The following is a 25,111-nucleotide window of genomic DNA, read 5'->3' on the forward strand; positions in this document are numbered from 1 at the left end:
GCTCCATGCGCCACGACATACCTGATGCGGGCACCGCGCCCCGCGCACCCAAACAGCAAAGTCACCATGCAACTGCCCCTGATTGGCCCAATACGCAGAAAACACTGCGGCAGTTCGCCCACTTGATCAAGGTGATTGTCCGCAATGCTGCTGCTGGATTGGCACCTGCCACATTGGTATACTCATTAATGACACAGGAGGAAGAATGACGCATCCCCGCAACATGGACGTGGCCCGTGAATCGCTTCTGCTTCGCACTTTGCCTGACGGCGTCGTCGAAAGCCTGCTTTCGGATGCCACGACGCGCCACTACGCGCAGGGCGAAACCGTCTTCCTGCAGGGCGAGGAAGCGCGTTCGATCCATGTCGTTCTGGAGGGCTGGGTCAAACTTTACCGTGTGGGCCCAAACGGTAACGAGGCGGTCGTCAATGTTTTCACCAGGGGCCACAGCTTTGGCGAGGCGATTGCCTTTCGCGGCGGCGACTACCCGGTGTCCGCGGGCGCTGTCACCGATTGCGACATGCTGCTGATCCCGGCGAGGGCCTTCGTGACGATCATGCGGCGAGAGCCCGATGTCTGCATGGCGGTCTTGGCCTCGACGTTTCAGCACCTGCATCAACTCGTCAGCCAGATCGAGCAGATCAAGGCGCAGACCGGCGCGCAACGGGTTGCCGAGTTCCTGTTCGGCCTGTGCGACCGAAGCGAGGGAAGTTGCCTGGTCACGCTGCCGTACGACAAGACGCTGATCGCGGGTCGCCTGGGCATGAAACCCGAAAGCCTGTCGCGCGCCTTTGCCAAGCTCAAGCTTGTCGGCGTCAGGATCGCGCGCAACCAGGCGATGATCGAGGACATAGAGGCCCTGCGCACCTACGCCGACGAAGACCCCGCAGCGGCATGGGGCAAAGCGCTATGAGCCGGTGCGCCGCAACCCTTGCCGCCATCGACGCAGCCAACGCGGCGGACCCCGACAGCAGAGAGGGACAGCCCGCCGCGCAGCTCTACGGGCAACGTATGAGCAGCGAGTTGTCGCGTCTGTTCCCGGGCGCGTCGGAGATCCTGCAAATCGCGGCACGCGGACAGCATATCGAACGGTGGGTGCTGCAACGGAGGGACTACGAAGAAGGCCGCAGCGGCTATCTCAAATGGCGCAGCGATCTGGCCAGGCACCACGCCCGGCGCGTGGGCGAGCTTATGCGCGAGGCCGGGTATTGCGAGAAGGACGCCGAACGCGCGGGGTACATGCTCCGCAAGGAAGGGCTGAAGCGTGACGCAGAGGTTCAGGCGCTGGAGGATGTCATCTGTTTCGTCTTCCTGAAGTGGTACTTCGCGCCCTTCGCAGGCACGCAAAACCCCGACAAGCTTGAGCGTATCGTCACCAAGACCGCGCGCAAGATGTCGGCGGACGGCAGGGCGCGGGTGCTCGAAGAGTTTGATTTGCCCGAACACTTGGCAAGCTGCTTTCGCGCCTGACAACGCAGCGCGGCCCGGCGTTGTCAAGCCGAGCACCCCAATCGCGAAAACGCAAGAATGACTGCCGGCACACACCGGGCGCCACGCCGCCCGGCCCGGTCTGGTGCGTGGCTATGGCTCAGGAACAGATCATTGACATGAACAGTGATTCATGTTTCATAATGCGGCAGGTCACCCGAAACTGACCGATGGGAGGAGAACCATAATGAAGACGATACTGACAATGGCGGCGGCGCTTGGGGCGCTGGCCGCGCCGCTTTCGGCGGAAATCCGGGTTGCGCATGTTTATGGCAAGTCGGGCCCCTACGAAGCCTACGCTGCGCAGTCCCACAACGGGCTGATGATGGGGATCGAATACGCCACCGACGGCACCATGGAGGTGAACGGCGAAAAGATCACCGTGATCGAGAAGGATACGCAGCTCAAGCCGGACGTCGGCAAGGCGCTGCTTGCCGAAGCCTATGGCGACGACGACGCGCATCTCGCCGTCGGACCAGTCAGCTCGGGCGTCGCGCTGGCGATGCTGCCGGTGGCGCAGGAATACGAGCGTATCCTGCTGGTCGAGCCTGCCGTGGCCGATTCGATCACCGGAAAGAACTGGAACCGTTACGTGTTCCGCACCGGGCGCAACTCGTCTCAGGACGCGATCGCCAACGCGGTCGCCATCGGCGACGAGAACGTGAAAGTCGCCACCCTGGCGCAGGACTACGCCTTTGGCCGTGACGGCGTTGCAGCCTTTGGCGAGGCACTGGAAGGTACTGGTGCCGAGATCGTGCACGAGGAATACGTGCCCACCGACACCACCGATTTCACCGCCGCGGCGGAACGCATCTTCAACGCGATGGAAGGTGTCGAGGGCGAGAAGCGCCTGTTCATCATCTGGGCCGGCGGCGGCAACCCGATGAGCAAGATCAACGCGATGGACCCGTCCCGCTATGACATCGAAATCGCGACGGGCGGCAACATCCTGGCGGCGCTCAAGGCCTACAAGGAGCTTCCGGGCCTCGAAGGCGCGACCTACTACTACTACGAGATCCCGGATAACGAGGTGAACGACTGGCTGGTCGAGCAGCACTTTGAGCGCTACGACACCCCGCCCGATTTCTTCACCGCGGGCGGCATGTCCGCCGGGATCGCGGTGGTCGAGGCCCTGCGCGAGGCAGGCACCACCGACACCGAGGCGTTGATAGAAACCATGGAAGGCATGGAATTCGAAACGCCCAAGGGCACCATGCGGTTCCGCCCCGAGGATCACCAGGCGCTGCAATCGATGTACCACTTCCGCACCGAGGTCCAGGAAGGCAAAGATTACGGCGTTCCTGTCCTGGTGCGAGAGCTGGGCATCGACGACATGGATATCCCGATCCGCAACTGATCGGACGCATTCCACGGGGCGGGCGCACAGGCGCCCGCCCAAGATTTCCCATTACATTTCAGAGGTGTCAGATGCACCAGCCGATCTTGGAAACAGACGGGCTGACCGTGCGGTTCGGGGGGCATGTTGCCGTCGATGCGGTCAGCTGCGCCTTCAACCCGGGCGAGTTGACTGCCATCGTCGGACCGAATGGCGCGGGCAAGACCACCTATTTCAACCTGATCTCGGGCCAAGTCGCCGCCAGCGCCGGCACCGTCACGCTGCAAGGGCAGGACATTACCCGCAAATCGGTGTCGCAACGCTGCCGCGCGGGCCTTGGACGGGCGTTCCAGTTGACCAACCTGTTTCCCGGGCTCAGCGTTCTTGAAAACGTCCGGCTGGTGATACAGGGGCACAAGACCGGGCGCGTCAGCCTGTTCTCGATGGCCGAGGGTGACACCGCGCTGACCGATGCCGCCATGCAGGTGCTACAGCGCGTGCGGCTGGACAATCTCGCCGCGCAGCAGGTGTCGGAACTCAGCCACGGCAATCAACGCAAGCTGGAGGTCGCGATGCTGGTCGCGCTGAACCCCCGCGTATTCATGTTCGACGAACCCACGGCCGGCATGAGCGTGGACGAAGCGCCCGTCGTTCTGGACCTGATCGCCGAGCTGAAACGCGACCACACGCGCACCGTGCTGCTGGTGGAGCACAAAATGGACGTGATCCGGTCGCTGGCCGACCGGATCATCGTTTTGCACAACGGCGCCCTAGTCGCGGATGGCGACCCGGCCGAGGTGATCGCCTCGGACGTTGTGCAAGAAGCCTACATGGGAAAGGAGTTGGCCGATGTCTGATGACATTCTGACGCTCAAGGGCGTGTATACGGATATCGCGCAATACCATATCCTGGCAGATCTGGACCTGAACGTGCCGCGCGGCGGGGTGACGATGCTGCTGGGGCGCAACGGCGTGGGCAAGACGACCACGCTGCGCACGATCATGGGGCTTTGGGCGGCGAAAAAGGGGCAGATCACCCTTGACGGAACCGACCTGACCGCGCTGCCCACGTCGGACCGCGCGCGCCTCGGGATCGGCTACGTGCCCGAGGACATGGGTATATTCACCGATCTGACGGTGGCCGAGAACATGATCCTCGCCGCAGCTGGCGGCGGGCTGGATGCCAAACGGATGGAGTGGATATTCGGCGCTTTTCCGGCGCTCAGAACCTTCTGGACCAGCGAAGCGGGCAACCTTTCGGGCGGGCAGAAGCAAATGCTCGCGATCGCGCGGGCTATGGCCGAAGAACGGCAGCTATACCTGATTGACGAGCCGACCAAGGGCCTCGCCCCCGCCATCGTGTCCACCATGGCCGGTGCGCTGCGCGATCTCAAGAAACAAGGCGCCTCGATCCTGCTGGTCGAACAGAATTTCGCGGTTGCCAAGGCCCTTGGCGATACCGCTGCCGTGATGGATGACGGGCGCGTCATCTGGACCGGCGAGATGGCCGAGTTGGCCAATGACGCAGACCTTCAGGAACGGCTTATGGGCCTGAGCATGGAGACCTTGTAATGAGCGACGCCCCCGACCACAGCCCAACCCTGGCCGCGCTGTCGATCTCCGACAGGCTGGGTCAGGCCATGCCCTATATCCTGATCCCGGTGCTGGTGGTGCTGGGCTTTCTCGCGATCGGATCGACCAGCAGCTGGCTGACCCTGACGGTATCGGGCCTTGCCATGGGCATGATGATCTTTCTCATGGCCTCGGGCCTGACCCTGGTGTTTGGCCTGATGGACATCATTAATTTCGGCCATGGCGCATTCATATCGGTGGGCGCCTTCGTGGGCGTCAGCGTCCTGATGGCCATGGGCGGCTGGACAACCGCCCCCTCGCTGCCGCTGAACCTGATTGCCGTTTTGCTGGCGATCCTGGCGGCAACCCTTGTGACCGGCATCCTGGGATGGGGGTTCGAGCGGGTCATCGTGCGCCCCGTCTACGGCCAGCACCTGCACCAGATCCTTGTCACCGTGGGCGGCCTGATCGTGATCGAGCAGATGATCCACGTGATCTGGGGCCCGCACGAGATTTTCCTCACCCGCCCCGAGACATTCCAGGGCGCGATCACCTACTGGGGCGCCGCGCTTGAGAAATTCCGCCTTCTGGCGGTGGTGCTGGGGCTAATCGTGTTCGTGACGATGCGTCTTGTGCTGCGCCGCACCAAGATCGGCCTGATCGTACGTGCGGGCGTGCAGAACGGCGAAATGGTGCAGGCGCTCGGGTATAGGCTCAGGCTGGTGTTCGTGGGCGTGTTCATCGCGGGCTCGGCCCTTGCGGGGCTGGGCGGGGTGATGTGGGGCCTCTACCAGGAGGTGATCACCGCCGGAATGGGCGAGGAAATGATGATCCTCGTGTTCATCGTGGTGATCATCGGCGGGCTCGGCTCGGTCGAGGGGGCATTCATTGGTGCCCTGCTGGTGGGGCTGACGCAGAACTACATCGCGTTTTTGGAACCGAAACTGGCGCTGATCTCGAATATCGGCCTGATGGCCGTGATCCTGATGTGGCGCCCGCAGGGCATGATGCCCGTGGTCAAGGCGAAGTGACATGATCAATATACTCCTCTCCGGCGACCGCCCGCGGTCGATGCTGCTGTCGGCGCTGCTGCTTGTCATTCTGATCGCGCTGGCGCTGGCGCCCTTCCTGTTCCCCGGCGTGCGGTCACTGGAAACGGCGGCGCGGATCTGCATCTTCATCGTCCTCGTCGCCAGCTACGACTTGATGCTGGGCTACACCGGGATCGTCAGCTTTGCGCATACGATGTTCTTCGGGCTGGGCGCCTATGGCGTCGCGCTGGCCTCTACGCATATGGGGCGCGGGTTCGACGCGCTGCTGGTCGGCTCGGTGCTCGGGGCGCTGGCGGCGGCGGTGTTGGCGTTCGCCATCGGGCTTTTCTCGCTAAGGGTGCGGGCGATCTTCTTTGCCATGATCACGCTGGCCGTGGCGTCGGCCGTCGCGGTACTGGTCAGCCAAATGTCCCAGATCACCGGCGGCGAGGACGGCCTGAACTACCTCACCCCGCGCGAGCTGACCCCCGCCTTCCGCTTTGGCGAGGCGTTTGGGGTAAAGCTGAACGGTCGGCTGCTGGCTTATTACCTCGTGTTCACGGCCTGCCTGGCCCTGTTCCTCATGCTGCTGCGGGTGGTCAACTCGCCCTTCGGCCGCGTGCTCAAGGCGATCCGCGAGAATGACTTCCGTGCCGAGGCGATTGGCTATCGCGTGGTGGCCTACCGCACGATGGCAACCTGCCTTTCTGCGGCCGTGGCGGCGCTGGCCGGAAGCATTTTCGCGATCTGGCTGCGCTATGTCGGGCCGGACACGACCCTGTCGTTCTCGATCATGCTGGATATCCTGCTGATGGTGGTGATCGGCGGCATGGGCACGATGTATGGCGCGGTGATTGGTGCGACGATCTTCGTGCTGGCGCAAAACTACCTGCAAACGCTGATGGGGACGGCGTCCGAGGCCACGTCGGCCTTGCCGCTGATCCCGGAATTGCTCAGCCCGGACCGCTGGTTGCTGTGGCTGGGGGTGCTGTTCGTTCTGAGCGTCTATTTCTTCCCCACCGGCATTGTCGGGCGGCTGCGCGGCGTACGATGACGGCGCGCCCCCCCTCCTCGCGCCGCCGTGCACTGATCCTGCTGCACGGTTGGACCATGACGGGCCGGGCCTTCGACGGGCTGGCGCCCCACCTCGGCGGGGAGTTCACGCTCGTCGCGCCCGATCTGCCCGGACATGGCAGCGCCGCCTCGGCGCCGCCCACGTTGCAGGCTGGGGCGGACATGATCGCGGCAGAGATTGACCGCCTCGATGGGCCGCCCCCCGTAATCGTCGGCTGGTCAATGGGCGCAGCCGTGGCGTGGGAATACATCGCGCGCCACGGCTGCGGCACACTGGCCGGGCTGGTGAGCGTGGACATGAGCCCGCGCATGATAAATGCGCCCGACTGGCCGCACGGCCTGCTGGGCCAGAGCGCCGAAGACGTTGCCGCCACCACCCGGCGGATGCAGGACGATTGGCGGGGCGTCACCCATTCCATAGCGGCAACCATGTTTGCCACCCCCGCCGGCGCGCCGGGCTTTGACCGCGCAGAGGCGCGCGACACGATCCTGAGGCAGGATGACGGGGTCATGCGCGCGGTCTGGGATGCGCTTCTGGCCATGGACGCGCGGCCCGTCATCCCGCGGATCAACTGCCCCTATCTTGTCTGCCGCGGCGCGCAAAGCCGGGTCTACCCCGCGTCGGCCACGCAGTGGATCTGCGATCACGCGCCCGACGCACGCGCGCACGAGTTCCAGAACTCAGGCCATTCGCCGCACCTTGAAGAACCGGCCGAGTTCGCCCGCGTGCTCAGCCAGTTCGCGCATTCGCTGGACTGACGGCGCGCTCAGGCCACTTCAGGCCACCGTGTCGCGCGCCTTTACCAGGGACCGCCCCTCGCACACAACCGTGCCATCCGGCAGCGTGCAGCGCGCCCACAGATCGACAAGGTGCTTTTCCGGGCGCAGGCGCGTCACTTCGACCGACGCGGTCAACACCGTGTCCAACGGCGCAGGCGCGAGAAACTCCAACTCCTGCTTTAGGTAATTCGTCCCCGGCCCCGGCAGATGCACGCCCAAGAGGTAAGACACCAGCCCCGCAATCAGCGGCTCGGGCACATGGTCGGCCGGCTCTGCCCCGCTCAGCCCGGCAAACGCCTGCAGATCCTCGGCACTGTAGCGGCGGGTTGTTTGCGCGGTATCTCCATGGCTCAGCATTCGATCTCGGCCTCCCCGGTCAGCAGGGCCGCGCCATCGGCGGCGCGGGTGGCCTGCATTTCAAACTGCCCCGGCGCGGTTTCGCGCACGCGCAGCAACACCTCCTCGCCTGTATAGGCGGGATGGCTAAACATCATGCTCTGCCTGCGCTGACGCGCCTTGGGATGCATCTGTTGCAGCAGCCCCCACAGCTTGGAATAGATCAGCATGCCGTGGCTGACGGTGCGGCCAAAGGCGGTGCGGGCAGAAAACTCGGGGTCCACGTGAATGGGGTTGTCATCGCCCGAGACGCGCGCGAACGCGTCGAAATCGGCTTGCGTCGGGGTCCAGCGGGCTGTCAGCTCGGTCGTCATGTCAGGGTTCCCCTCAACTCGGGTTTGCGCACCTTGCCAGCGGCGGTGCGCGGGAACTCATCCACCGCTACAACGCGTGCCGGCACCTTGTAGGCCGCCAGCCGCGTGCGGCACCATTGGCGTATCCCCTCCGGATCTGGCTCAGCGTCCGGACGCGCGATGACAAAGGCCGCGCCCACCTCGCCCCATTTCTCGTCCGCGATGCCGATCACAGCCGCCTCAAGGATCTCGGGATGATCGTTCAAGACCCGCTCTACCTCGGCCGGGTAAACGTTTTCACCGCCCGAGATGTACATGTCCTTGATCCGGTCCACGATATAGACATAGCCATCGGCATCGCGCCGGCCGACATCCCCGGTCTTGAGCCACCCGCCCTCGGCAAAGGTTTCGGTGGTTGCCTCGGGGTTCTGGAAATAGCCGGGCGTGATGCCAGGGCCGCGCAGCTCGATCTCGCCCTCGCCGGGGGCGTTGGCGGCGACGCCGGACAGGCGCAGCTCGGTCATCATCTGCGCGCGCCCGACCGATCCGATCTTGTCCTCCGCCCCCGCGGCATCCATCAAGAACACGGTCGGCCCGGTTTCCGTCATGCCGAACCCGTTGAGCACCATCGCCCCGCGCTCGGCGAAAAAGCGAATGAGCGGCTCGGGCAGCGGCGCCCCGCCACAGCCGCAGCGCAAGGCGCGCCAATCCACCTTGTCCACCTCTTCCATGAGCGAGAAAGCCTGGTAGATCGCCGGCACGCCGAAAAACTGCGTCACCTCGCCGGCGCGGATCAGCTCCAGCAGGGTTTCCGGCTCGAACTTGGGCAGGATCGTGGATCGCCCCCCGTTCAGGAACACCGGCAACGTATAAAGGTTGATCCCCGCAGTATGGAAAAGCGGCAGGAACGTCACCGCGCTATCGGCCGAGGTCAGTCCGATCGCCTGCCCGATATTGATCGTGTTGGCCCAGCACATGCGCGCCGTCTGGATCACCGCCTTGGGCCGCCCGGTGGTGCCCGACGTGAACAGCAGGTACCACGGCCGCTCGGCCGGGACGGGGGCATCGCAGGGCGGCCCGCCCTGCGCGATCCAGCCATGCAGCCCGGTTTCGACATCGACGTGCGCGACGCCCGTTTGCGCGGCGATCTGCGCGGCCAGCTCGGCATTGGCGCCGTCATGGATCAACAGGCTGGGCGCGACCGGCGTCATCGTGTCCACAAGCTCCGGCGCCGGTTGCCGCCAGTTCAGGGGGCACAGGATGATCCCCGTCTTCTGGCACGCGAACAGCGTGATGAAAAACTCGGCGCAGTTGAGGCACAAAATGGCGATCCGGTCGCCCTCGCCGATGCCCTGCGCGCCTAATCCCGCCGCCACCGCATCGGCGGCGCGGTTTACCTCGGCAAAGCTCCAGCGTTTGCCGCTGGCCTGATCGACAAAGGCAGTTGCATCGCCGGACAACTCGGCCCGCTTGAGGGCCATGTCGGGAACCATGTCGAACATCCGCTTACCTCCCTGCGTCGGACAGAAACCTTTGCATGCGCGCGTGCGTCTGCGGCGTGACGATGCGGCGGCGGAACGCCTCGGTTTCCGCCTCTAGCCGCGCCTTGACCGCATTGACGCGCGGCGCATCCCAGACCAGCGCCTTGATCTCGGCCAGCGCGCCCGGATCGAACTCCTCCATCCGCGCCAGTGCGGCCGCCTGCGGATCATCGGCGATCTCCTGCGCCAACCCCAGCCGCAGCAGCCCGCCCGCGTCCTCGCGCGTGTCCGCCATCAGCCACCCCTGCGCCGCCCCCGCGCCGATCCGCTCGGGCAAGAGGGCCGTCCACCCGCCATCGGGGGCAAACCCCATGCGCGCGTAATAGGGCTGCACGAACGCATCGGGCGCGACAATCGCCGCGTCGGCCGCGAACAACAGCCCCGCACCGCCCCCCGTGATCGCCCCGCGCGCGGCGGCGATAACCGGGCATGGCAGCGTCAGAAGGGACATGATGATGCGCTGCAACACGGGCACAACCTTGCCTGCGTAATCCGCGACCGCCCCCTGCTCCGCCGCTTCAAGAAACCGCGCCACGTCGCCACCGCTGGTGTAGTTGCGTCCGCCCGTCAGCAACAGGAACTCGGGCGCGCGGGCACGCACCTGGCCGATCACCCCCTCCAGCGCGGACAGCATCCCCGGCTCCAGCGCGTTGGCGCGCGGCGCCTGCATGCGGATCATCATGCCGCGGCCACCTGCGCAGTCCTGCAGATCGATCAGCTCGCTCATGGCGCTATCCCGTCGCGGATCATCGCGAATGCCTCGTTGACCACGCGGTCGATGTCGGGCGCCTCGTCCCAGATGACGAACCGCTCGCCAAGGGTCTTGGCGATCCCCATCAGGGCCCAGGCCCGCACCTCCGGGTCGCCGGCGGAAACCTCGCCCGCTTCCTGCGCCGCGATCAGCTGCGCCTCGTAGGCCCGCGCGAACCCCGAGAAATACTGCCGATACGCCACCGGATCGACAAAGCGCGCCTCCTCGACGATGCGGTAAAGCGACGGGCGCTCGGACACGAACCGCAAAAAGGCCTCAAGCCCGGCCCGCTCCGCCACAAGGCGGTTGGGGGAGGCCTGCACCGCCTCTGTTATCCCTGAGCGGGTCAACTTGCCCATCTCCATGACCAACTCGCGAAACACTTCTTCCTTGCCGGAGAAGTAGATGTAGAATGTACCCAGCGCGGTATCGGCCCCGCGCGTGATCTCGGCGATCGAGGCCGCCGCGTACCCTTGGGTGCCGAACACCTCTTCGGCGGCCCGCAGGATCGCCTCGCGCCGGGCAAGGCCGCGTTTTGTCTTGGGTCTGGGAATCTTGCTCATGCATACATGAATAATGATTCATGTTTCATTTGCAAGCCCTCAGTGCCCGCAACCCCCATCACGCCCGAAAAGCGCCGCACCGCTATGCGCATCATCGGCGCGCTCCAGCTCAAGGGTCGAATGATGAATGTCGAATTGCGCGCCCAGCATATGCTTGATCTCTTCCTTGATTTGCTGCTGGCGCGGCCACGCGTCGTTGTCGATCACCACATGCGTGTCGAGCGACGCCGCGTGTTCCTGCATCTGCCAGAAATGCGCATGGTGCACGCTTTCGACCCCCGGCGTCGCGCGCACCGCATCCAGTACCGCGTGCGCATCAAAGCCCGGCGGGCTGCCCAGCATCAGCATACGGATCGGCCCTCCGATCTCTCGAATACTGAGGAAAAGGATGTACCCGGCGATCGCCAGCGTCACCAACGGATCTACAAGGCGCCAATCATACAGCAGGATCAAGGCCCCGCCCCCCACCACCGCCAAGGACGCCAGCGCATCCGACAGGTTGTGCAAGAACAGCGCGCGGATATTGGCGCTGCCCTTCTGCATCGACCATGTCAGCCCCGCCGTCAGCGTATCAACCGCCAGCGCCACACCGCCAAGAATGACCACCGTCCACCCCGCCACCTGCGGCGGATCGATCAGGCGCATGCCGCCCTCGTATACCAGGTAAACCCCGATCAGGATCAGCGTGGTGTAATTGATCAGCGCGGCAACCATCTCGATCCGGCCATAACCAAAGGTCATGGCGGAATCGGCAGGCCGCCGCGCGATCCGGCGCGCGCCATAGGCGATCACCAGCGATGCCATGTCCGAGAAATTGTGAATCGCATCCGCGATCAGCGCCAGGCTCCCCGACAGCACCCCGCCGATGATCTGCGCCACCGTCAGCAACATGTTGGCCCATATTGCAAGCGCGACGCGCCTGTCGCCGCTGGCCGGGTCCATATGGGCGTGTCCGTGTCCGTGATCGTGGGGCATGCTTGGGCCTGTCTACCGATTTGCGCGGATCCTGCTTGGCCCTGATACTGGCGCAGGCGCGCCGCGGGCGAAAGGCCGATTTTCCCTGCACGCTCAACGATATCGGGCACGCCGCGCCCCGCACTGGCATTGGCGGCGCGCAATATCTATCTATGACGGGCACGCAGCAAGCGCAGGAGCCGATCGGTTGGACATCGCGAATATCGCTGACGGAATCGCGCGCCGCGTCGAGGGGCTTGGCGACACCATGACCACCGCCCTGTTCGAGCCGGTGATCCGGCTGGGCGTGACCGGTCTGTCGGGTGCGGGCAAGACGGTGTTCATCACCTCGCTGGTGGCCAACCTGCTGGACCGGGGCCGCATGCCGGGGCTGCGCGCAGCGTCCGAGGGGCGGATCATCGCGGCCTACCTGCAACCGCAGCCCGACGATACCGTGCCCCGCTTCGACTATGAGACGCACCTTGCCGCGATGACCGGCCCGGCGCCGCATTGGCCCGACAGCACGCGCGCGGTGTCGCAGCTTCGCATATCGCTGCGGGTGCGGCCGGCGGGGGTTCTGGCCGGGCTGTCGGGGCCGCGCACCGTGCATTTGGATATCGTGGATTACCCCGGTGAATGGCTGATGGACCTGGCCATGCTCGATCAGGACTACGGCACATGGTCCGCCGCGGTCCTGGAGCGGATCACACCGCATCCGCAGGCGCACGCGTTCCTGTCGCTCATGCGAGGCACCGATTCCGCCGCACCCCATGACGAGGGCCGCGCGCAGGACCTCGCAGCGCGATACACCGCCTACCTGCACGATGCACGCTCGCGCGGGCTGTGCGATGGCACGCCGGGGCGGTTCCTGCTGCCCGGCGAAATGGCCGGCTCGCCCGTCCTGACCTTCGCGCCCCTGCCCCTTGCGGAGCGTCGGCCAAAGCGCGGCAGCCTCGGCCACGAAATGGCGCGCCGCTTCGACGCCTACAAGGCGCAGGTCGTGCGCCCGTTCTTTCGCGATCATTTTGCCCGGATCGACCGGCAGGTGGTGCTGGTGGACGCGCTAGAAGCCCTGCATAACGGCCCCGCCGCGGTCGAGGATCTGCGCCGCACCATGGCGGGCATCCTGACCGCGTTTCGCCCCGGCCCCAACGGCCCGCTCGCGCGGCTGCTACGGGGGCGGCGGGTGGATCGTATCCTGTTCGCGGCAACGCGGGCGGACCACCTGCACCACACGCAACATGCCGGGCTGCGCGCGATCATGCAGGCGCTGACGCGCGACGCCCGCGACCGCGCCGATTTCGCTGGCGCCAAAACCGACGCGATGGCCATCGCCGCCCTGCGCGCCACGGTCGAGGACACCATCACCCATGACGGCCAGACCCTGAACTGCGTGCGGGGCACGCTGACCGAAGGCGGGCGGCACGTGTCGCTCTATCCCGGCGCCCTGCCCGAAGATCCCGCGCGCATCCTGTCGCCGGCGCGGGCCGGGGCGGATCGCTGGCTGGACGCGCAATACGACGTGATGCGCTTTGCCCCGGCGCCGCTGGCCCTCAAACCCGGTGACGGGCCACCGCATATCCGGCTGGACCGCGCGGCGGAGTTCCTGATCGGAGACAAGCTATGACAAACGGACCGGTTATTCAGGACGCAGGCGGCGGCCCCGCCCCCGACCCGCAAAATGCGCCCCCCGTCCCCGACGACGCCCCCGCGCAGGCGCAAGGCCGCGCAATGCAGCGCGCCGCGCGCCTTGCGGCGCGGCGGCCCTCGCGGCTGGCGCGGTGGGGCTGGGGGCTGGCGCTGGCGCTTGTGGGCGCGGCACTGTCGGTGGCGGCGTGGGATTTCGCCGCCGCCCTGATCCATCGCCTGCCGCTTCTGGGCTACGCGGTTGTCGCACTGATCGCGGGGCTGCTGATCGTGCTGGCGATCACCGCCCTGCGCGAGCTTGCCGCCTATATCCGCCTGGGCCGGATCGACCGCATTCAGCGACAGGCGCAGGCCGCACGCGACACCGCATCGCTGACTGAGGCGCGCGCCGCCGTCGCGGCCCTCGACGCCCTTTACCGAGGGCGCGACGATCTGAACTGGGCGCGCGCCCGGCTGACTGAGCGGCAAGGCGATCCGGTGGATGCCGCCGACCTGCTGGAGCTGGCCGAGGCCGAATTGCTGACGCCGCTGGATCGCGCCGCGCTGGCGCAGGTGGAAACCGCGGCACGGCAGGTGGCGATGGTCACCGCGCTGGTGCCGCTGGCCCTGGCCGACGTGATCGCGGCGCTGACCGCGAATATCCGGATGATCCGCGCCATTGCCGAGATCTACGGCGGGCGCTCGGGCCTGATCGGCGGCTGGCGCCTGACGCGGGCAGTGATGGCGCACATGATGGCCACCGGCGCGGTGGCCATAGGCGACGACATGATCGGTTCGCTGGCCGGCGGCGGGCTACTGTCCAAGCTCTCGCGCCGCTTTGGCGAAGGGGTGGTGAACGGCGCACTGACGGCGCGCGTCGGCGTCGCCGCGATGGCGGTCTGCCGCCCCCTGCCTTATGGCCCCCGCCGGCGGCCATCGGTATCGGCAACGGTGCGCCGCGCACTGAGCGGGCTGTTCAACCAGGGCTAGGTGCTGCCCGAACCCAGAACTCGCACCATTAAACGGTTTTAGCCGCCGCCAATCCACAGGTCTGCCGCGGCAGAGTGGCGGGCAGTATTGGCCCAGAGCAATCCTTGAGAAACCGGTCGATGAGCCGCGCATCGTTGGGCCGCGGTGCGGCGATCCTACGATGGTGATGGGCATTTAATGCCAGCCAAACCCGAAAAACCTCAGAGCATTGCGCAGGTGTCAGCAAAATCGCCGTGCCGTCACGCCGGAGGCGTGCCGATGTTGGGCGGCGCCCCTTTGGGGCGGGGGGGCGGCCCGGCGATGCGCGGCGGCGCGTACCGCGGCTTGACTCCGCGCGGGGCGCTATGGCGAAAGGCAACAACAGGCCATGCAGCACCCACCCTCGGGACCGGGCGCGACCCTTGCACCCATTGCCCCTTGACCTGCGCCGCCGGACAGGAAAAGCAAGGACATGCCCGATCGCCTGCCCATTGATGATGTCATACCCGATCTGACCCGCGCGCTGGCGGCGCGCGGGCGCGCGGTGCTGCAGGCCCCGCCGGGCGCGGGCAAAACGACGCGCGTGCCGCTTGCGCTAATGGAGGCGGGCCTGACGCAAGGCCGCATCCTGATGCTTGAGCCGCGCCGCCTTGCCGCGCGCGCCGCCGCCGAGCGAATGGCACAAACCCTAAGCGAGCCGGTGGGTCAGCGCGTCGGCTACCGCATGCGCGGCGCGTCCAAGGTCACCGGCGATACCCGGATCGAGGTCGTGACCGAGGGCATCCTGACACGCATGATCCAGTCCGATCCCGAACTCACCGGCGTCGGGGCGGTGATCTTCGACGAGTTTCACGAACGCTCGCTCAATGCCGATCTGGGGCTTGCGCTGTGCCTCGAATTGGCCGGGGCGCTGCGCGAGGATCTGTTGCTGCTGGTGATGTCGGCCACGCTTGATGCCGGGCCGGTGGCGGCGCTGATGGGGGACGCGCCCATGATCACGTCGCACGGGCGCAGCTACCCGGTGGATATCCACTGGCGGGACACCCCGCTGCCCAAGCGCGCGCGACTCGAGGCCGAAACCGCCGATCAGATCGTAAAGGCGGCATCAGAGACCGAAGGCGGCATCCTTGTGTTCCTGCCCGGCGAGGGCGAGATCCGTCGCACCGAAGCTGCACTCAAAGGGCGACTGCCCGAGGGGTGCACGGTGCGCCCCCTGTTCGGCGCGATGGAGTTCGCCGCACAGCGCGCCGCCATCGCCCCCGTACGCACCGGGCGCAAGGTGGTGCTTGCCACCGCGATTGCCGAAACATCCCTTACGATCGAGGATATCCGTGTCGTCGTCGATGGCGGACGGGCGCGCCGCGCCCGGTTCGATCCCGGATCGGGCATGTCGCGGCTGGTGACCGAGCCGGTCACCCGCGCCGAGGCCGAGCAGCGCGCCGGCCGCGCCGGGCGTGTCGCGCCGGGGCACTGCTACCGCCTGTGGACCAAGGGGGGCGAGGGCGCGCTGCCCGCCTACCCTCCGGCCGAGATCGAAGCCGCCGACCTGTCGGCGCTGGCGCTTGAGCTGGCCCTGTGGGGGGCGGCGCCCGAGGACCTGCCGTTCCTGACCCCGCCCAACCCCGGCGCCTATGCCGAGGCGCAGGCGCTGCTGCAAATGCTGGGCGCGCTCGACCGCTCGCGCCGGATTACCGCACATGGCCGGGCGCTGGCGGCGCTGCCGCTGCACCCGCGGCTTGCGCATATGCTCACCCGCGCGGGACCGCAGGCGGCGCCGCTGGCCGCGCTTCTGTCGGACCGCGATCCGCTGGGGCGCGGCGCGCCGGTGGACCTGTCGCTCAGGCTGGCGGCGCTGGCCGATCCCAAGCGCTACAACGAGCGCCATCCGCACCCGGCCAGCCGTCCCGCCCTGTCCCGCATCGACGCAGAGGCAAAGCGCCTGCGCAAGCTGATCAAACCCACGGGCACCGATACCCTCGGCCCCGCGGAAATGGCCGCGCTTGCCTATCCCGACCGCATCGGTCAGCGCCGCAAGGGCACCGCGCCGCGCTTTGTCCTTTCGGGGGGCAAGGGCGCCGTTCTGGACGAGCACGACCCGCTGGCGGGCGCGCCGTTCCTTGTAGTGACGGACACCGACGGCAACCCGCGCGAGGCGCGCATCCGTCAGGCCATCGCCATCACGCAGGCCGAGATCCGGGCGCAGTTCGCTGAGTTGATAGGCTGGCACGACATCTGCGAATGGTCGCGCCGCGACCGCCGCGTCACCGCCCGCCAGCAAGAGCGCCTCGGCGCCCTCATACTGGACGACCGCATATGGAAAGACGCCCCGCCCGAGGCCATCGCCCGCGCCATGCTGGACGGTGTGCGCGAGCTGGGCCTGTCCCCGTCCCCGGCAGCGCACCGCTTCATGGCGCGGGTGGCGCTGGTGCGCGCAGGCGGTGCCGATATGCCGGACATGAGCGAGCCTGCCCTCATGGACACGCTTGAGGATTGGCTGCTGCCATTCCTGTCGGGCGTGCGTACGGCGCAGGATTGGAAAGGGTTCGATATTCTGCCGGCCCTGCGCGCCATGCTGGATTGGGACGCCATGAAAGAGCTGGACCGCGCCGCGCCCGCGCATTTCACCACGCCGCTGGGGCGCAAGATCCCCATCGACTACTCGGGCGAGGCCCCCGAAATCACCCTGCGCCTGCAGGAAATGTTCGGCCAGGCGACACACCCCACGGTTGCCGGGCAACCGCTGCGCGTGACGCTGCTGTCGCCTGCCGGGCGGCCCGTGCAAACGACGATGGACATTCCCGGCTTCTGGGCCAGTTCTTATGCTGATGTGCGCAAGGACATGCGCGGGCGCTACCCCAAACACCCCTGGCCCGAGGACCCGACCCAAGCCGATCCAACCCTGCGCGCCAAACGCCGAGCGCCTTGAATGGGCGGCAGCCGCTCCTATGGCGCGGATTTTGCAATTTGCGCGGCATATGTGTATGCTACCCGATCACAACAAAAAAACGAGCAGATAAAGAAAAACAGCTATGCATGATGGACTGAAGCGCGCCTGGGACGAGGTCGTGCGCCCCTTGCTCTCGCGCCCGAAAAGATTTCAGGTGGCCGCACTTTGCACGGACGGAGAGGGCGATGACCTTCGCGTTCTATTGATCACCTCGCGCGGCACCGGGCGATGGATCTTGCCCAAGGGCTGGCCGATCGATGGGCTGAACGCCCCCGGCGCGGCCCTGCGCGAGGCGTGGGAAGAGGCCGGCGTCAAAACGGCCGAAGCCGAGGCCGAGGCGATCGGCACCTATGACTACGCCAAGACGCTCGACAACGGTGCCGTGGTGCCGGTGGAAACTCACGTATTCAAGGCCAATGTTGTCGAGTTGAGCGACGACTACCCGGAATCTGATGAACGCACGCGCCGCTGGGTCCGCCCGCAAGAGGCCTCTGAGATGGTGGACGAACCCGGCCTGCGTGACATCTTGAAAAATTTGTAACGCCCGCGTGACGGTATTGTAACGCAAGCCTTGCGTTTGCACGGTTTCCCCACTACGCCCTTTCGCCGAAGATGGCAGGGGGCAGGCGTGGCCAAATCACCGCATGACACCCAGTGGAAAACACTGGACAAGGACCTGAACCGCATTTCGCAGGTCGAATATGCCACCGCCCACGTCGCGCGCCCGCTGGTCGCGCCGGGCGTGGCGCTTGCGTTCATGGTGGTCGCCGGACTGGCAGCCGCCGTGTTCTTCGGACAGACCCCGATGAATTTCATCGTCGTGGTGGCGGCGGTTTTCGGCGCCTACATGGCCCTGAACATCGGCGCCAACGACGTCGCCAACAACATGGCCCCGGCCGTGGGTGCCAACGCGCTGACCATGGGCGGCGCCATCGCCATTGCCGCAGTATGCGAAAGCGCCGGCGCGCTTTTGGCCGGGGGAGACGTGGTTTCGACCATATCCAAGGGGATCATCGACCCCGCTGGCGTCTCGGAACAAGCCACGTTCATCTGGGCAATGATGGCTGCCTTGCTCAGTGCGGCGCTCTGGATCAACCTGGCCACCTGGGTTGGCGCGCCGGTATCCACCACCCATTCCGTCGTCGGCGGCGTGATGGGCGCGGGCATCGCAGCGGCAGGGCTGGCGGCGGTCAACTGGCCCACTATGGGCGCCATCGCCGCAAGCTGGGTTATCTCGCCGGTGCTGGGCGGGGCGATCGCCGCAGCGTTCCTGGCGTTCATCAAGACCTACATCATCTACCGCGACGACAAGATCGCCGCCGCGCGCCGCTGGGTGCCGGTGCTGGTGGCGATCATGGCCGGCGCGTTCGCCGCCTACCTCGCACTAAAGGGGCTCAAGCGGATCGTGCATATCGACATCTCGATCGCGCTCCTGATCGGGGCGGCGGCCGGCCTTGTGACATGGGCGACCACGCGTCCCCTGATCCGGCGCCAGTCCGAGGGGATGGAGAACCGCAACAAGTCGCTCAAGACCCTCTTCAGCCTGCCGCTGATCCTGTCGGCGGCCCTGCTGAGCTTTGCGCATGGTGCCAATGACGTGGCCAACGCCGTCGGGCCCTTGGCGGCGATCGTGCACGCCGCACAGGTCGGCATGGCCAGCGCCAAGGTCGCGATCCCGTTCTGGGTCATGGTGATCGGCGCGTTCGGCATCTCCTTTGGCCTGTTCCTGTTCGGTCCCAAGCTGATCCGCATGGTCGGCAGCCAGATCACCAAGCTGAACCCGATGCGCGCCTATTGCGTGGCGCTTTCGGCGGCGATCACCGTGATCGTAGCCAGTTGGCTGGGCCTGCCCGTCAGCTCCACACATATAGCGGTCGGGGCGGTATTCGGCGTCGGGTTCTTCCGCGAATGGTACGCCGAAAGGCGGCGACGCAACGGGGCGGGGAACGGCAACAAAAGCAAGCGGATCGCCCCCGAGGAACGCCGCCGCCGCAAGCTTGTCCGGCGCAGCCACTTCATGACCATCGTCGCCGCATGGGTCATCACGGTGCCCGCGGCGGCCCTGTTGTCCGGCGGCATTTTCCTGCTGATGAACATGATCGTTCTTTGAACGCGCTGCGCCACCGGCCGGCCGCGAGAGCCATTTGGCCGCTATTTGCAAGTAGACCATAGCGTTAGGGCCGCTTGTCCAATCACAAGCCTTTTTATGGAAACAGTATAAATTGCCTTAGAGGCCTTGCACCATTGCGCGGAATAGCGCCCGAAGGGCGCTGCGCATCGCCGCACCGCGACCCGTCGATGCGCGCCTCCTCAACCGTTTTCTCGAAGTCCACAACAGGCCATCACCGCCAGAGACGGCCACACCCTCCACGGACAACATGGATCGCGGCTCTACACGCAGGGCAAGTCACCTGGCGCAACCTGAGCAGAAGACAGATGTCGCTTTTCACACAAGCGCGCTATCCTTAAGCAATGGGATGAGCGAGTCGACCGCGCCGCGCTGGCGCAGTGAAAGGCAACCGGCATGATCGCCACGCGTCACACAAGATGGCTAGGCGCCCTTGCGCTGACTGGAGCCCTGGCGCTGGCGGGCCCCGTGGCCGCGCTGGAACAGCTAAAGCTGTCGGTGCAACCGGGGCCGGGCACCGCCGCGGACGATCAGCCGCTGACCGCGCCGCTCAAGGCCGCCTCCGCCCTCTTTGCCGCGCGATCGGACGCACGCACCGATCCGCAGGACCTGGTCTCGGCGGCGCTGGCGGATTACGCTGGCCTACTCGAAGTGCTATATGGCGCGGGGCATTATGGCGGCGTGATCTCGATCCGCATCGACGGGCGCGAGGCCGCGCGCATCCCGCCGCTGTCTCCCCCGACCCGCATCGATACCATCGAGATCCGAATCGATCCCGGCCCACCCTTTCGCTTTGGCGCGGTGGACATCGCCCCGCGCGCCCCCGGCAGCACCCTGCCCGACACCGCCGCGCGCGGCGGGCGCGCCCGCGCCAGCGCCCTGCGCGAGGCCACCACCGGCGCGGTGAACGACTGGCGCGGCGCTGGCCATGCCTTTGCCAAGGTGGCCGCGCAGGACGTGACCGCCGATCACGCCAAACAGCGGCTGTCGGCCCGTATCCGCTTGGCTCCCGGCCCGCGCTTGCGCTTCGGACGCCTGCAAGTGACCCCCGGCAGCACCGTGCGCCCCGAGCGCATCCGCGCCATCGCCGGGCTGCCCACGGGGCAGGTGTTCTCGCCCGAGGCGCTTGAGACCTCCGCCAACCGACTGCGCCGCAGCGGCGCGTTCCGCTCCGTCACCCTGGCCGAGGGCAAGCAGGCCGGCGAGGGCGACACGCTGGATATCACCGCGACGGTGGTCGATGAAAAACCCCGCCGCATCGGCGCGGGGGCCGAGCTTTCGTCGATGGAGGGGCTGCGCCTGTCGGGGTACTGGCTGCATCGCAACCTTCTGGGCGGGGCCGAGCGGCTCAGGGTCGAGGCCGAAATCGCCGGCATCGCCGGGCAAAGCGGCGGCATCGACAGCGAGCTCAGCGCGCGCTTTGACAAGCCCGCGATCCTTGGCCCCGATACAGGCCTGTTCGTGCACGGCGATATCAAGGATCTCGACGAGAAAACCTTCAAATCGCGCGAGGCCCGGATCGGCGCGGGCATGTCCCACCGGTTCAGCGACGAGTTGACCGGCGAGCTGGGCGTTGACCTGAGCTATGCCGACATCACCGATGACCTTGGCCAGCGCGAGTTCACCCTGCTTAGCACCCCCGGCAGCCTGCTGTGGGACCGGCGCGATGACATCCTCTCGCCCACATCGGGCACGTTCGTGCAGTTCGAGGCCGAGCCGTTCGCGCGCCTGAACGGCAATAGCGCGGGCGCGCAACTGATTGCCGACGCCCGCGCCTACCGTGCCTTTGGCGCGGATAAGGGCGCGGTGCTGGCCGGGCGCGTGCAACTGGGCACCGTCATTGGCCCCTCGATCGCGGACACCCCGCCGGGGATGCTGTTTTACTCGGGCGGCGGCGACACCGTGCGCGGGCACCCCTACCAATCGCTGGACGTGGCACAGGGCGGCGGCGTGCGCACCGGCGGGCGCTCTTTCGCGGGGCTGTCGGGCGAATTGCGCGTCGGAATGAGCGACAAGATCGGCGTCGTAGGCTTTGCCGACGCGGGGTTCATCGCCGCCGATGGCGGCTTCTCCGGCGCTGGCGAATGGCACGCGGGCGCGGGCGTCGGGCTGCGCTACGCGACGCCGGTCGGTCCGCTGCGGCTGGACGTTGCTGCCCCGATCGAGGGGCGCACCGGCGACGGCGTGCAGATCTATATCGGCATAGGACAGGCATTTTGATGCGCAATGCCCGAATCATACCCCTGCGCGCCGCCATGCTTCTGGCGCTGGCCCTGCTGACCGCCTTGCCCGGCGGCGCGCGTGCGCAGGACGATACCACAGCGCGCGAGGGGCGCACCTTCCTCGAAGGGGTGCTGGAAGACGCCCTTTCGGGCGAGGGGCGCGATGTGCAGGTGATCGGCTTTGCCGGGGCACTCAGTGCCCGCGCAACGGTCGAGCAGATCACCTTTTCGGACCCGCAAGGCACCTGGCTGACCATCGACGAGGCGGTGTTGGACTGGGACCGCGCCGCGCTACTGGGCGGGCGGCTGGATATCACGTCGCTCGGCGCGAAATCGATCACGCTGACCCGTCCGCCCGCGCCTACCAAGGCGCAGGCCCCGCCGCCCGAGGCCAGCGCGCCCTTCTCCCTGCCCGAACTGCCCGTTTCGGTGAACATCGGCAGCCTTTCGGCCGAAAAGGTGACCCTCGGCAAGGCGGTCCTCGGGCAGCGCGCCGTGGTGGCGCTGTCGGGGGGCCTGTCGCTTGCGGGCGGTGAAGGCAAGGGCAACCTGTCGCTCAAGCGGATCGACGGGCGCGAGGGCGCGCTGACCCTCAAGGCCGGGTATGACAACGCAAGCCGCGTGCTTTCGCTCGACCTGACCGCGCAAGAGGCCGCTGATGGCATCGCGGCGGGCCTGCTGAACCTGCCCGGGCGCCCCTCTATCTCGCTCAGCGCCAAGGGCACCGGCCCGATCACCGGCTACAGCGCCGATGTGTCGCTGGCCACCGACGGGCAACAACGCCTCGCCGGCACCGTGACATTGGGTGCCACCGACACGCCCCAGGACGAAAGCGCAACCGCCGCACAACGCTTCGCACTCGATATCGGCGGGGACATCGCGCCCCTGTTCGCCCCCGAGTATCGCGAGTTCTTTGGCCGCAACATCGCGCTGCAAGTGGCGGGCGAGCGCGGCGCCGATGGCGCGATGGTGCTGGAGCAACTATCATTGACCGCCAAGGCGCTAAGCCTGCAAGGCGAGGCCCGGATCGCCGCCGATGGCTGGCCCGAACGGCTGGCCCTCAACGGGCGGATCGGCGGACAGGATGGCGCGCGGGTGCTGTTGCCGGCATCGGGGCCGCGCACCTCCCTGCGCGAGGCGCAGATCGACCTGGCCTTCGACGCCGCCAAGGGTCAATCCTGGGACATGAGCCTGCGCGCCAACGGGCTGACGCGGCCCGATCTGTCGCTGGCCGAGGCCACCGTTTCCGCCACCGGCACCCTGCAACGCGCCAGCGACGGCACGCCGGGGCACGTCACCGGCGATGTCGATGCGCGGCTATCGGGGCTGCGCCCGGACGATCCCGCGCTGGCCAAGGCAATCGGATCGTCCCTTAGCGCCAGGACACAGGCCTATTGGACGCCCGGCGCGCCGGTGCGCCTGACGGGGCTGTCGCTGGCTGGAGCGGATTATGACCTTTCGGGCGACCTGTCCCTGAAGGGGATCGAAGACGCGCTTGAGGTCGAGCTGCGCGCCGATCTGCGCGCGCAGGCACGCGATCTGTCCCGCTTTGCCGCGCTTGCGGACCGGCCCCTGCGCGGCTCGGCGGAAATGTCCCTGCGCGGCACCGCAACCCCGGTTTCGGGTGGCTTTGACATGTCCATCGCGGGCAAGACGCGCGATCTGCACACCGGCATCGGCACGCTCGATCCATTGCTCGCGGGCAGCACGTCATTGGCCCTAGACGCGCAGCGCAGCACCGATGGCATCCGGATCAAGCGGCTGGAGCTATCCAGCGACTCGGTGCAAATTTCCGGCAACGGGCGGCTCAGCGCCGCGCAGGGCGCGGCCGAGTTTTCGGCCCGGCTGTCGGATCTGGGCCTGATCGCCGACGGCGTGCGCGGCCCCGCCAACATGACGCTGTCGGCCACCCGCGCCACCGGCCCCTGGACGATCACGCTCGATGCGGACGGCCCCGGCGGCAGCGCCGCGCAGGCAAACGGCACCATTACCCAGGATATCGCCACCGCCGATCTGTCGATCACCGGGCAGGCCCCGCTGGCGCTGGCCAACGCACAGCTCAGCCCCCGCAGCCTGTCGGGGCAGGCCCGCTTCGATCTGCGCCTCGCCGGGCCGCCGGCGCTGTCGTCGCTGTCGGGCACCGTTGCCACCGCTGGCGCGCGCCTGACCCTGCCCGACCAACGCCTCGCGCTTGGCCAGATCGACGCGCAGGCGCGGCTGTCACAGGGGCGCGCCGATCTGAACGTGTCCTCCGCGCTGTCCTCGGGCGGGTCCGTCCGGCTTAGCGGGCCAGTGACCCTGTCGCCGCCCTTCGACGCCGATCTGGCGGTGGAGTTGCGCCGCGCGGCGCTTAGCGATCCGACCCTGTTCAAGACCACCGCCAACGGCGATTTGCGCGTCCAAGGCCCGCTTGCGGGCGGCGCCCGGATCGGCGGCACCATCACCCTTGGCGACGTGGAGTTGCGCGTGCCCGATACCAGCGGCCCCAGTTTTGGCGACCTGCCCGGCCTGAAACACCGCTCTGAGCCCGCGGACGTGCGCCGCACCCGCAGTTGGGCCGGCGTAATCGGCACCCCCGGCGCGGGCACCGCCGCGGCCACTGGCCCGGCCTACCCGGTGGACCTGCTGGTGCGCGCCCCGGCGCGGATCTTTGTCCGCGGCAGGGGGCTGGATGCCGAACTGGGCGGTCAGATCCGCCTCACCGGCACCACCACCAACCTGGTCCCGCAGGGGCGGTTCGACCTGATCCGCGGGCGACTCGATATCCTCGGTCGGCGCCTGACCCTGACCGAAGGGCTGGTCAACCTTCAGGGCGCGTTCGACCCCTACATCAGTTTCGTCGCCGAAACCCAAACCGACGGTACCTCGGTCCGGATCGGGCTGACCGGACAGGCATCGAACCCCGAGCTGGAGCTGACCTCCTCACCCGAGTTGCCGCGCGACGAGGTGCTGTCGCTTCTGCTTTTCGGGCGCGGCGTCACGGATATATCGCCATTTCAGGCACTTAGATTGGCCAACGCCCTGCGCACCCTGTCCGGACAGGGCGGCGCCGGCATTTCCGAGCGCCTGCGCAGTGGCACCGGCCTGGACAACCTCGACGTCACCACCGACGCCAACGGCACCGCGCAGGCGCGCGCCGGCAAATATATCTCGGAAAACATCTATACCGACGTGGTGGTCGATACCCAGGGCCAGACCGAGATCAACCTCAACCTCACCGTCAGCCCGAACATCACCGCCCGCGGGCGCCTGGGATCAGAAGGCGACACAGGGCTTGGCGTGTTCTACGAGCGCGATTATTGAGGGGCAAAGGCCACAAATAATTGCCCGCGGTTCTTTCATTGGCCGCGATTTTGGGCAATAGACGTGGTCCAACCACAACCCCGGACTCCGGCACACGGCAATGAGCAACGGCGGCACTTCGAAAGACCCTGCGCGCA

Annotated in this window: 22 protein-coding genes; 16 read left to right on the forward strand and 6 right to left on the reverse strand. The window is 67.0% G+C overall.

Features of this window, described 5'->3' with window-relative positions; translation table 11 throughout:
* The first annotated feature begins 5 nt into the window (after positions 1 to 5).
* From G568_RS20565 to G568_RS17960, 9 genes are all read left to right on the forward strand, one after another.
* The gene (locus G568_RS20565) at positions 6 to 209 is read left to right on the forward strand and encodes a hypothetical protein (protein WP_211222228.1); all 204 of its coding nucleotides are present in this window, start codon (positions 6 to 8) and stop codon (positions 207 to 209) included.
* A complete protein-coding gene (locus G568_RS0101695) occupies positions 206 to 913 on the forward strand; it encodes a Crp/Fnr family transcriptional regulator (RefSeq protein ID WP_026756424.1) in 708 nt (235 codons plus the stop codon). The genes G568_RS20565 and G568_RS0101695 overlap by 4 nt, the downstream gene beginning before the upstream one ends.
* Entirely contained in the window at positions 910 to 1,470 is a 561-nt protein-coding gene (locus G568_RS0101700; protein ID WP_026756425.1) for a DUF4202 domain-containing protein, read from the forward strand. Before G568_RS0101695 ends, G568_RS0101700 begins: the two co-directional genes overlap by 4 nt.
* A 223-nt stretch (positions 1,471 to 1,693) precedes the next feature.
* Positions 1,694 to 2,845, forward strand: coding sequence for a substrate-binding domain-containing protein (locus G568_RS0101705; protein WP_026756426.1), 1,152 nt, complete (start codon positions 1,694 to 1,696; stop codon positions 2,843 to 2,845).
* A 71-nt stretch (positions 2,846 to 2,916) separates the two neighbouring features.
* Entirely contained in the window at positions 2,917 to 3,681 is a 765-nt protein-coding gene (locus G568_RS0101710) for an ABC transporter ATP-binding protein (RefSeq protein WP_026756427.1), read from the forward strand.
* A complete protein-coding gene (locus G568_RS0101715; protein WP_026756428.1) occupies positions 3,674 to 4,396 on the forward strand; it encodes an ABC transporter ATP-binding protein in 723 nt (240 codons plus the stop codon). The genes G568_RS0101710 and G568_RS0101715 overlap by 8 nt, the downstream gene beginning before the upstream one ends.
* The gene (locus G568_RS0101720) at positions 4,396 to 5,427 is read left to right on the forward strand and encodes a branched-chain amino acid ABC transporter permease (RefSeq protein WP_026756429.1); all 1,032 of its coding nucleotides are present in this window, start codon (positions 4,396 to 4,398) and stop codon (positions 5,425 to 5,427) included. The genes G568_RS0101715 and G568_RS0101720 overlap by 1 nt, the downstream gene beginning before the upstream one ends.
* A gap of 1 nt (position 5,428) precedes the next feature.
* Complete coding sequence (locus G568_RS0101725) at positions 5,429 to 6,481, forward strand: branched-chain amino acid ABC transporter permease (RefSeq protein WP_026756430.1); 1,053 nt, start codon at positions 5,429 to 5,431, stop codon at positions 6,479 to 6,481.
* Positions 6,478 to 7,260, forward strand: a complete 783-nt coding sequence (locus G568_RS17960; protein WP_051202571.1) for an alpha/beta fold hydrolase — start codon at positions 6,478 to 6,480, stop codon at positions 7,258 to 7,260. Before G568_RS0101725 ends, G568_RS17960 begins: the two co-directional genes overlap by 4 nt.
* Before the next feature lie 18 nt (positions 7,261 to 7,278).
* Here G568_RS17960 and G568_RS0101735 read toward each other — a convergent pair whose 3' ends face one another.
* Genes G568_RS0101735 through G568_RS0101760 form a run of 6 tightly spaced genes read right to left on the reverse strand, consistent with a single transcriptional unit; the run spans position 7,279 to position 11,800 of the window.
* Positions 7,279 to 7,638: a hotdog family protein gene (locus tag G568_RS0101735; RefSeq protein WP_026756431.1), complete on the reverse strand. Its 360-nt coding sequence runs from the start codon at positions 7,636 to 7,638 to the stop codon at positions 7,279 to 7,281.
* A complete protein-coding gene (locus G568_RS0101740) occupies positions 7,632 to 7,991 on the reverse strand; it encodes a MaoC family dehydratase (protein ID WP_026756432.1) in 360 nt (119 codons plus the stop codon). The genes G568_RS0101735 and G568_RS0101740 overlap by 7 nt, the downstream gene beginning before the upstream one ends.
* A complete protein-coding gene (locus G568_RS0101745) occupies positions 7,988 to 9,472 on the reverse strand; it encodes a class I adenylate-forming enzyme family protein (protein ID WP_026756433.1) in 1,485 nt (494 codons plus the stop codon). The genes G568_RS0101740 and G568_RS0101745 overlap by 4 nt, the downstream gene beginning before the upstream one ends.
* A 4-nt stretch (positions 9,473 to 9,476) precedes the next feature.
* Positions 9,477 to 10,238 (reverse strand): enoyl-CoA hydratase/isomerase family protein, encoded by a 762-nt coding sequence (locus G568_RS17965; protein ID WP_037373457.1) that lies wholly within the window; start codon positions 10,236 to 10,238, stop codon positions 9,477 to 9,479.
* Complete coding sequence (locus tag G568_RS0101755; protein WP_026756434.1) at positions 10,235 to 10,825, reverse strand: TetR/AcrR family transcriptional regulator; 591 nt, start codon at positions 10,823 to 10,825, stop codon at positions 10,235 to 10,237. The genes G568_RS17965 and G568_RS0101755 overlap by 4 nt, the downstream gene beginning before the upstream one ends.
* A 39-nt stretch (positions 10,826 to 10,864) precedes the next feature.
* Entirely contained in the window at positions 10,865 to 11,800 is a 936-nt protein-coding gene (locus G568_RS0101760; RefSeq protein ID WP_026756435.1) for a cation diffusion facilitator family transporter, read from the reverse strand.
* A gap of 187 nt (positions 11,801 to 11,987) precedes the next feature.
* On the opposite strand from G568_RS0101760, the gene G568_RS0101765 reads away from it, so the two are divergent.
* From G568_RS0101765 to G568_RS0101795, 7 genes are all read left to right on the forward strand, one after another.
* Positions 11,988 to 13,406 (forward strand): YcjX family GTP-binding protein, encoded by a 1,419-nt coding sequence (locus G568_RS0101765; protein ID WP_026756436.1) that lies wholly within the window; start codon positions 11,988 to 11,990, stop codon positions 13,404 to 13,406.
* Positions 13,403 to 14,395, forward strand: coding sequence for a YcjF family protein (locus G568_RS0101770; RefSeq protein ID WP_026756437.1), 993 nt, complete (start codon positions 13,403 to 13,405; stop codon positions 14,393 to 14,395). The genes G568_RS0101765 and G568_RS0101770 overlap by 4 nt, the downstream gene beginning before the upstream one ends.
* A gap of 451 nt (positions 14,396 to 14,846) precedes the next feature.
* Positions 14,847 to 17,300 carry an ATP-dependent helicase HrpB gene (hrpB, locus tag G568_RS0101775; RefSeq protein WP_026756438.1) on the forward strand — a complete coding sequence of 818 codons (2,454 nt, stop codon included), beginning with the start codon at positions 14,847 to 14,849 and terminating at the stop codon, positions 17,298 to 17,300.
* 103 nt (positions 17,301 to 17,403) lie between these two features.
* A complete protein-coding gene (locus G568_RS0101780) occupies positions 17,404 to 17,862 on the forward strand; it encodes an NUDIX hydrolase (RefSeq protein ID WP_026756439.1) in 459 nt (152 codons plus the stop codon).
* 87 nt (positions 17,863 to 17,949) lie between these two features.
* Positions 17,950 to 19,431, forward strand: coding sequence for an inorganic phosphate transporter (locus tag G568_RS0101785; RefSeq protein WP_026756440.1), 1,482 nt, complete (start codon positions 17,950 to 17,952; stop codon positions 19,429 to 19,431).
* A 414-nt stretch (positions 19,432 to 19,845) separates the two neighbouring features.
* A complete protein-coding gene (locus tag G568_RS0101790) occupies positions 19,846 to 21,669 on the forward strand; it encodes an autotransporter assembly complex protein TamA (protein WP_051202573.1) in 1,824 nt (607 codons plus the stop codon).
* On the forward strand, positions 21,669 to 24,974 hold the full coding sequence (locus tag G568_RS0101795) for a translocation/assembly module TamB domain-containing protein (RefSeq protein ID WP_051202574.1): 3,306 nt from the start codon (positions 21,669 to 21,671) through the stop codon (positions 24,972 to 24,974). Before G568_RS0101790 ends, G568_RS0101795 begins: the two co-directional genes overlap by 1 nt.
* Positions 24,975 to 25,111 lie beyond the last annotated feature (137 nt).

Source organism: Sediminimonas qiaohouensis DSM 21189, from assembly GCF_000423645.1.
GTDB classification, from domain to species: domain Bacteria; phylum Pseudomonadota; class Alphaproteobacteria; order Rhodobacterales; family Rhodobacteraceae; genus Sediminimonas; species Sediminimonas qiaohouensis.

Coding starts and splice junctions, on each gene's coding strand:
- G568_RS20565 (WP_211222228.1), top strand. CDS start 6: ATGCGCCACGACATACCTGATGCGGGCACCGCGCCCCGCGCACCCAAA.
- G568_RS0101695 (WP_026756424.1), top strand. CDS start 206: ATGACGCATCCCCGCAACATGGACGTGGCCCGTGAATCGCTTCTGCTT.
- G568_RS0101700 (WP_026756425.1), top strand. CDS start 910: ATGAGCCGGTGCGCCGCAACCCTTGCCGCCATCGACGCAGCCAACGCG.
- G568_RS0101705 (WP_026756426.1), top strand. CDS start 1,694: ATGGCGGCGGCGCTTGGGGCGCTGGCCGCGCCGCTTTCGGCGGAAATC.
- G568_RS0101710 (WP_026756427.1), top strand. CDS start 2,917: ATGCACCAGCCGATCTTGGAAACAGACGGGCTGACCGTGCGGTTCGGG.
- G568_RS0101715 (WP_026756428.1), top strand. CDS start 3,674: ATGTCTGATGACATTCTGACGCTCAAGGGCGTGTATACGGATATCGCG.
- G568_RS0101720 (WP_026756429.1), top strand. CDS start 4,396: ATGAGCGACGCCCCCGACCACAGCCCAACCCTGGCCGCGCTGTCGATC.
- G568_RS0101725 (WP_026756430.1), top strand. CDS start 5,429: ATGATCAATATACTCCTCTCCGGCGACCGCCCGCGGTCGATGCTGCTG.
- G568_RS17960 (WP_051202571.1), top strand. CDS start 6,478: ATGACGGCGCGCCCCCCCTCCTCGCGCCGCCGTGCACTGATCCTGCTG.
- G568_RS0101735 (WP_026756431.1), bottom strand. CDS start 7,638: ATGCTGAGCCATGGAGATACCGCGCAAACAACCCGCCGCTACAGTGCC.
- G568_RS0101740 (WP_026756432.1), bottom strand. CDS start 7,991: ATGACGACCGAGCTGACAGCCCGCTGGACCCCGACGCAAGCCGATTTC.
- G568_RS0101745 (WP_026756433.1), bottom strand. CDS start 9,472: ATGTTCGACATGGTTCCCGACATGGCCCTCAAGCGGGCCGAGTTGTCC.
- G568_RS17965 (WP_037373457.1), bottom strand. CDS start 10,238: ATGAGCGAGCTGATCGATCTGCAGGACTGCGCAGGTGGCCGCGGCATG.
- G568_RS0101755 (WP_026756434.1), bottom strand. CDS start 10,825: ATGAGCAAGATTCCCAGACCCAAGACAAAACGCGGCCTTGCCCGGCGC.
- G568_RS0101760 (WP_026756435.1), bottom strand. CDS start 11,800: ATGCCCCACGATCACGGACACGGACACGCCCATATGGACCCGGCCAGC.
- G568_RS0101770 (WP_026756437.1), top strand. CDS start 13,403: ATGACAAACGGACCGGTTATTCAGGACGCAGGCGGCGGCCCCGCCCCC.
- hrpB (WP_026756438.1), top strand. CDS start 14,847: ATGCCCGATCGCCTGCCCATTGATGATGTCATACCCGATCTGACCCGC.
- G568_RS0101780 (WP_026756439.1), top strand. CDS start 17,404: ATGCATGATGGACTGAAGCGCGCCTGGGACGAGGTCGTGCGCCCCTTG.
- G568_RS0101790 (WP_051202573.1), top strand. CDS start 19,846: ATGATCGCCACGCGTCACACAAGATGGCTAGGCGCCCTTGCGCTGACT.
- G568_RS0101795 (WP_051202574.1), top strand. CDS start 21,669: ATGCGCAATGCCCGAATCATACCCCTGCGCGCCGCCATGCTTCTGGCG.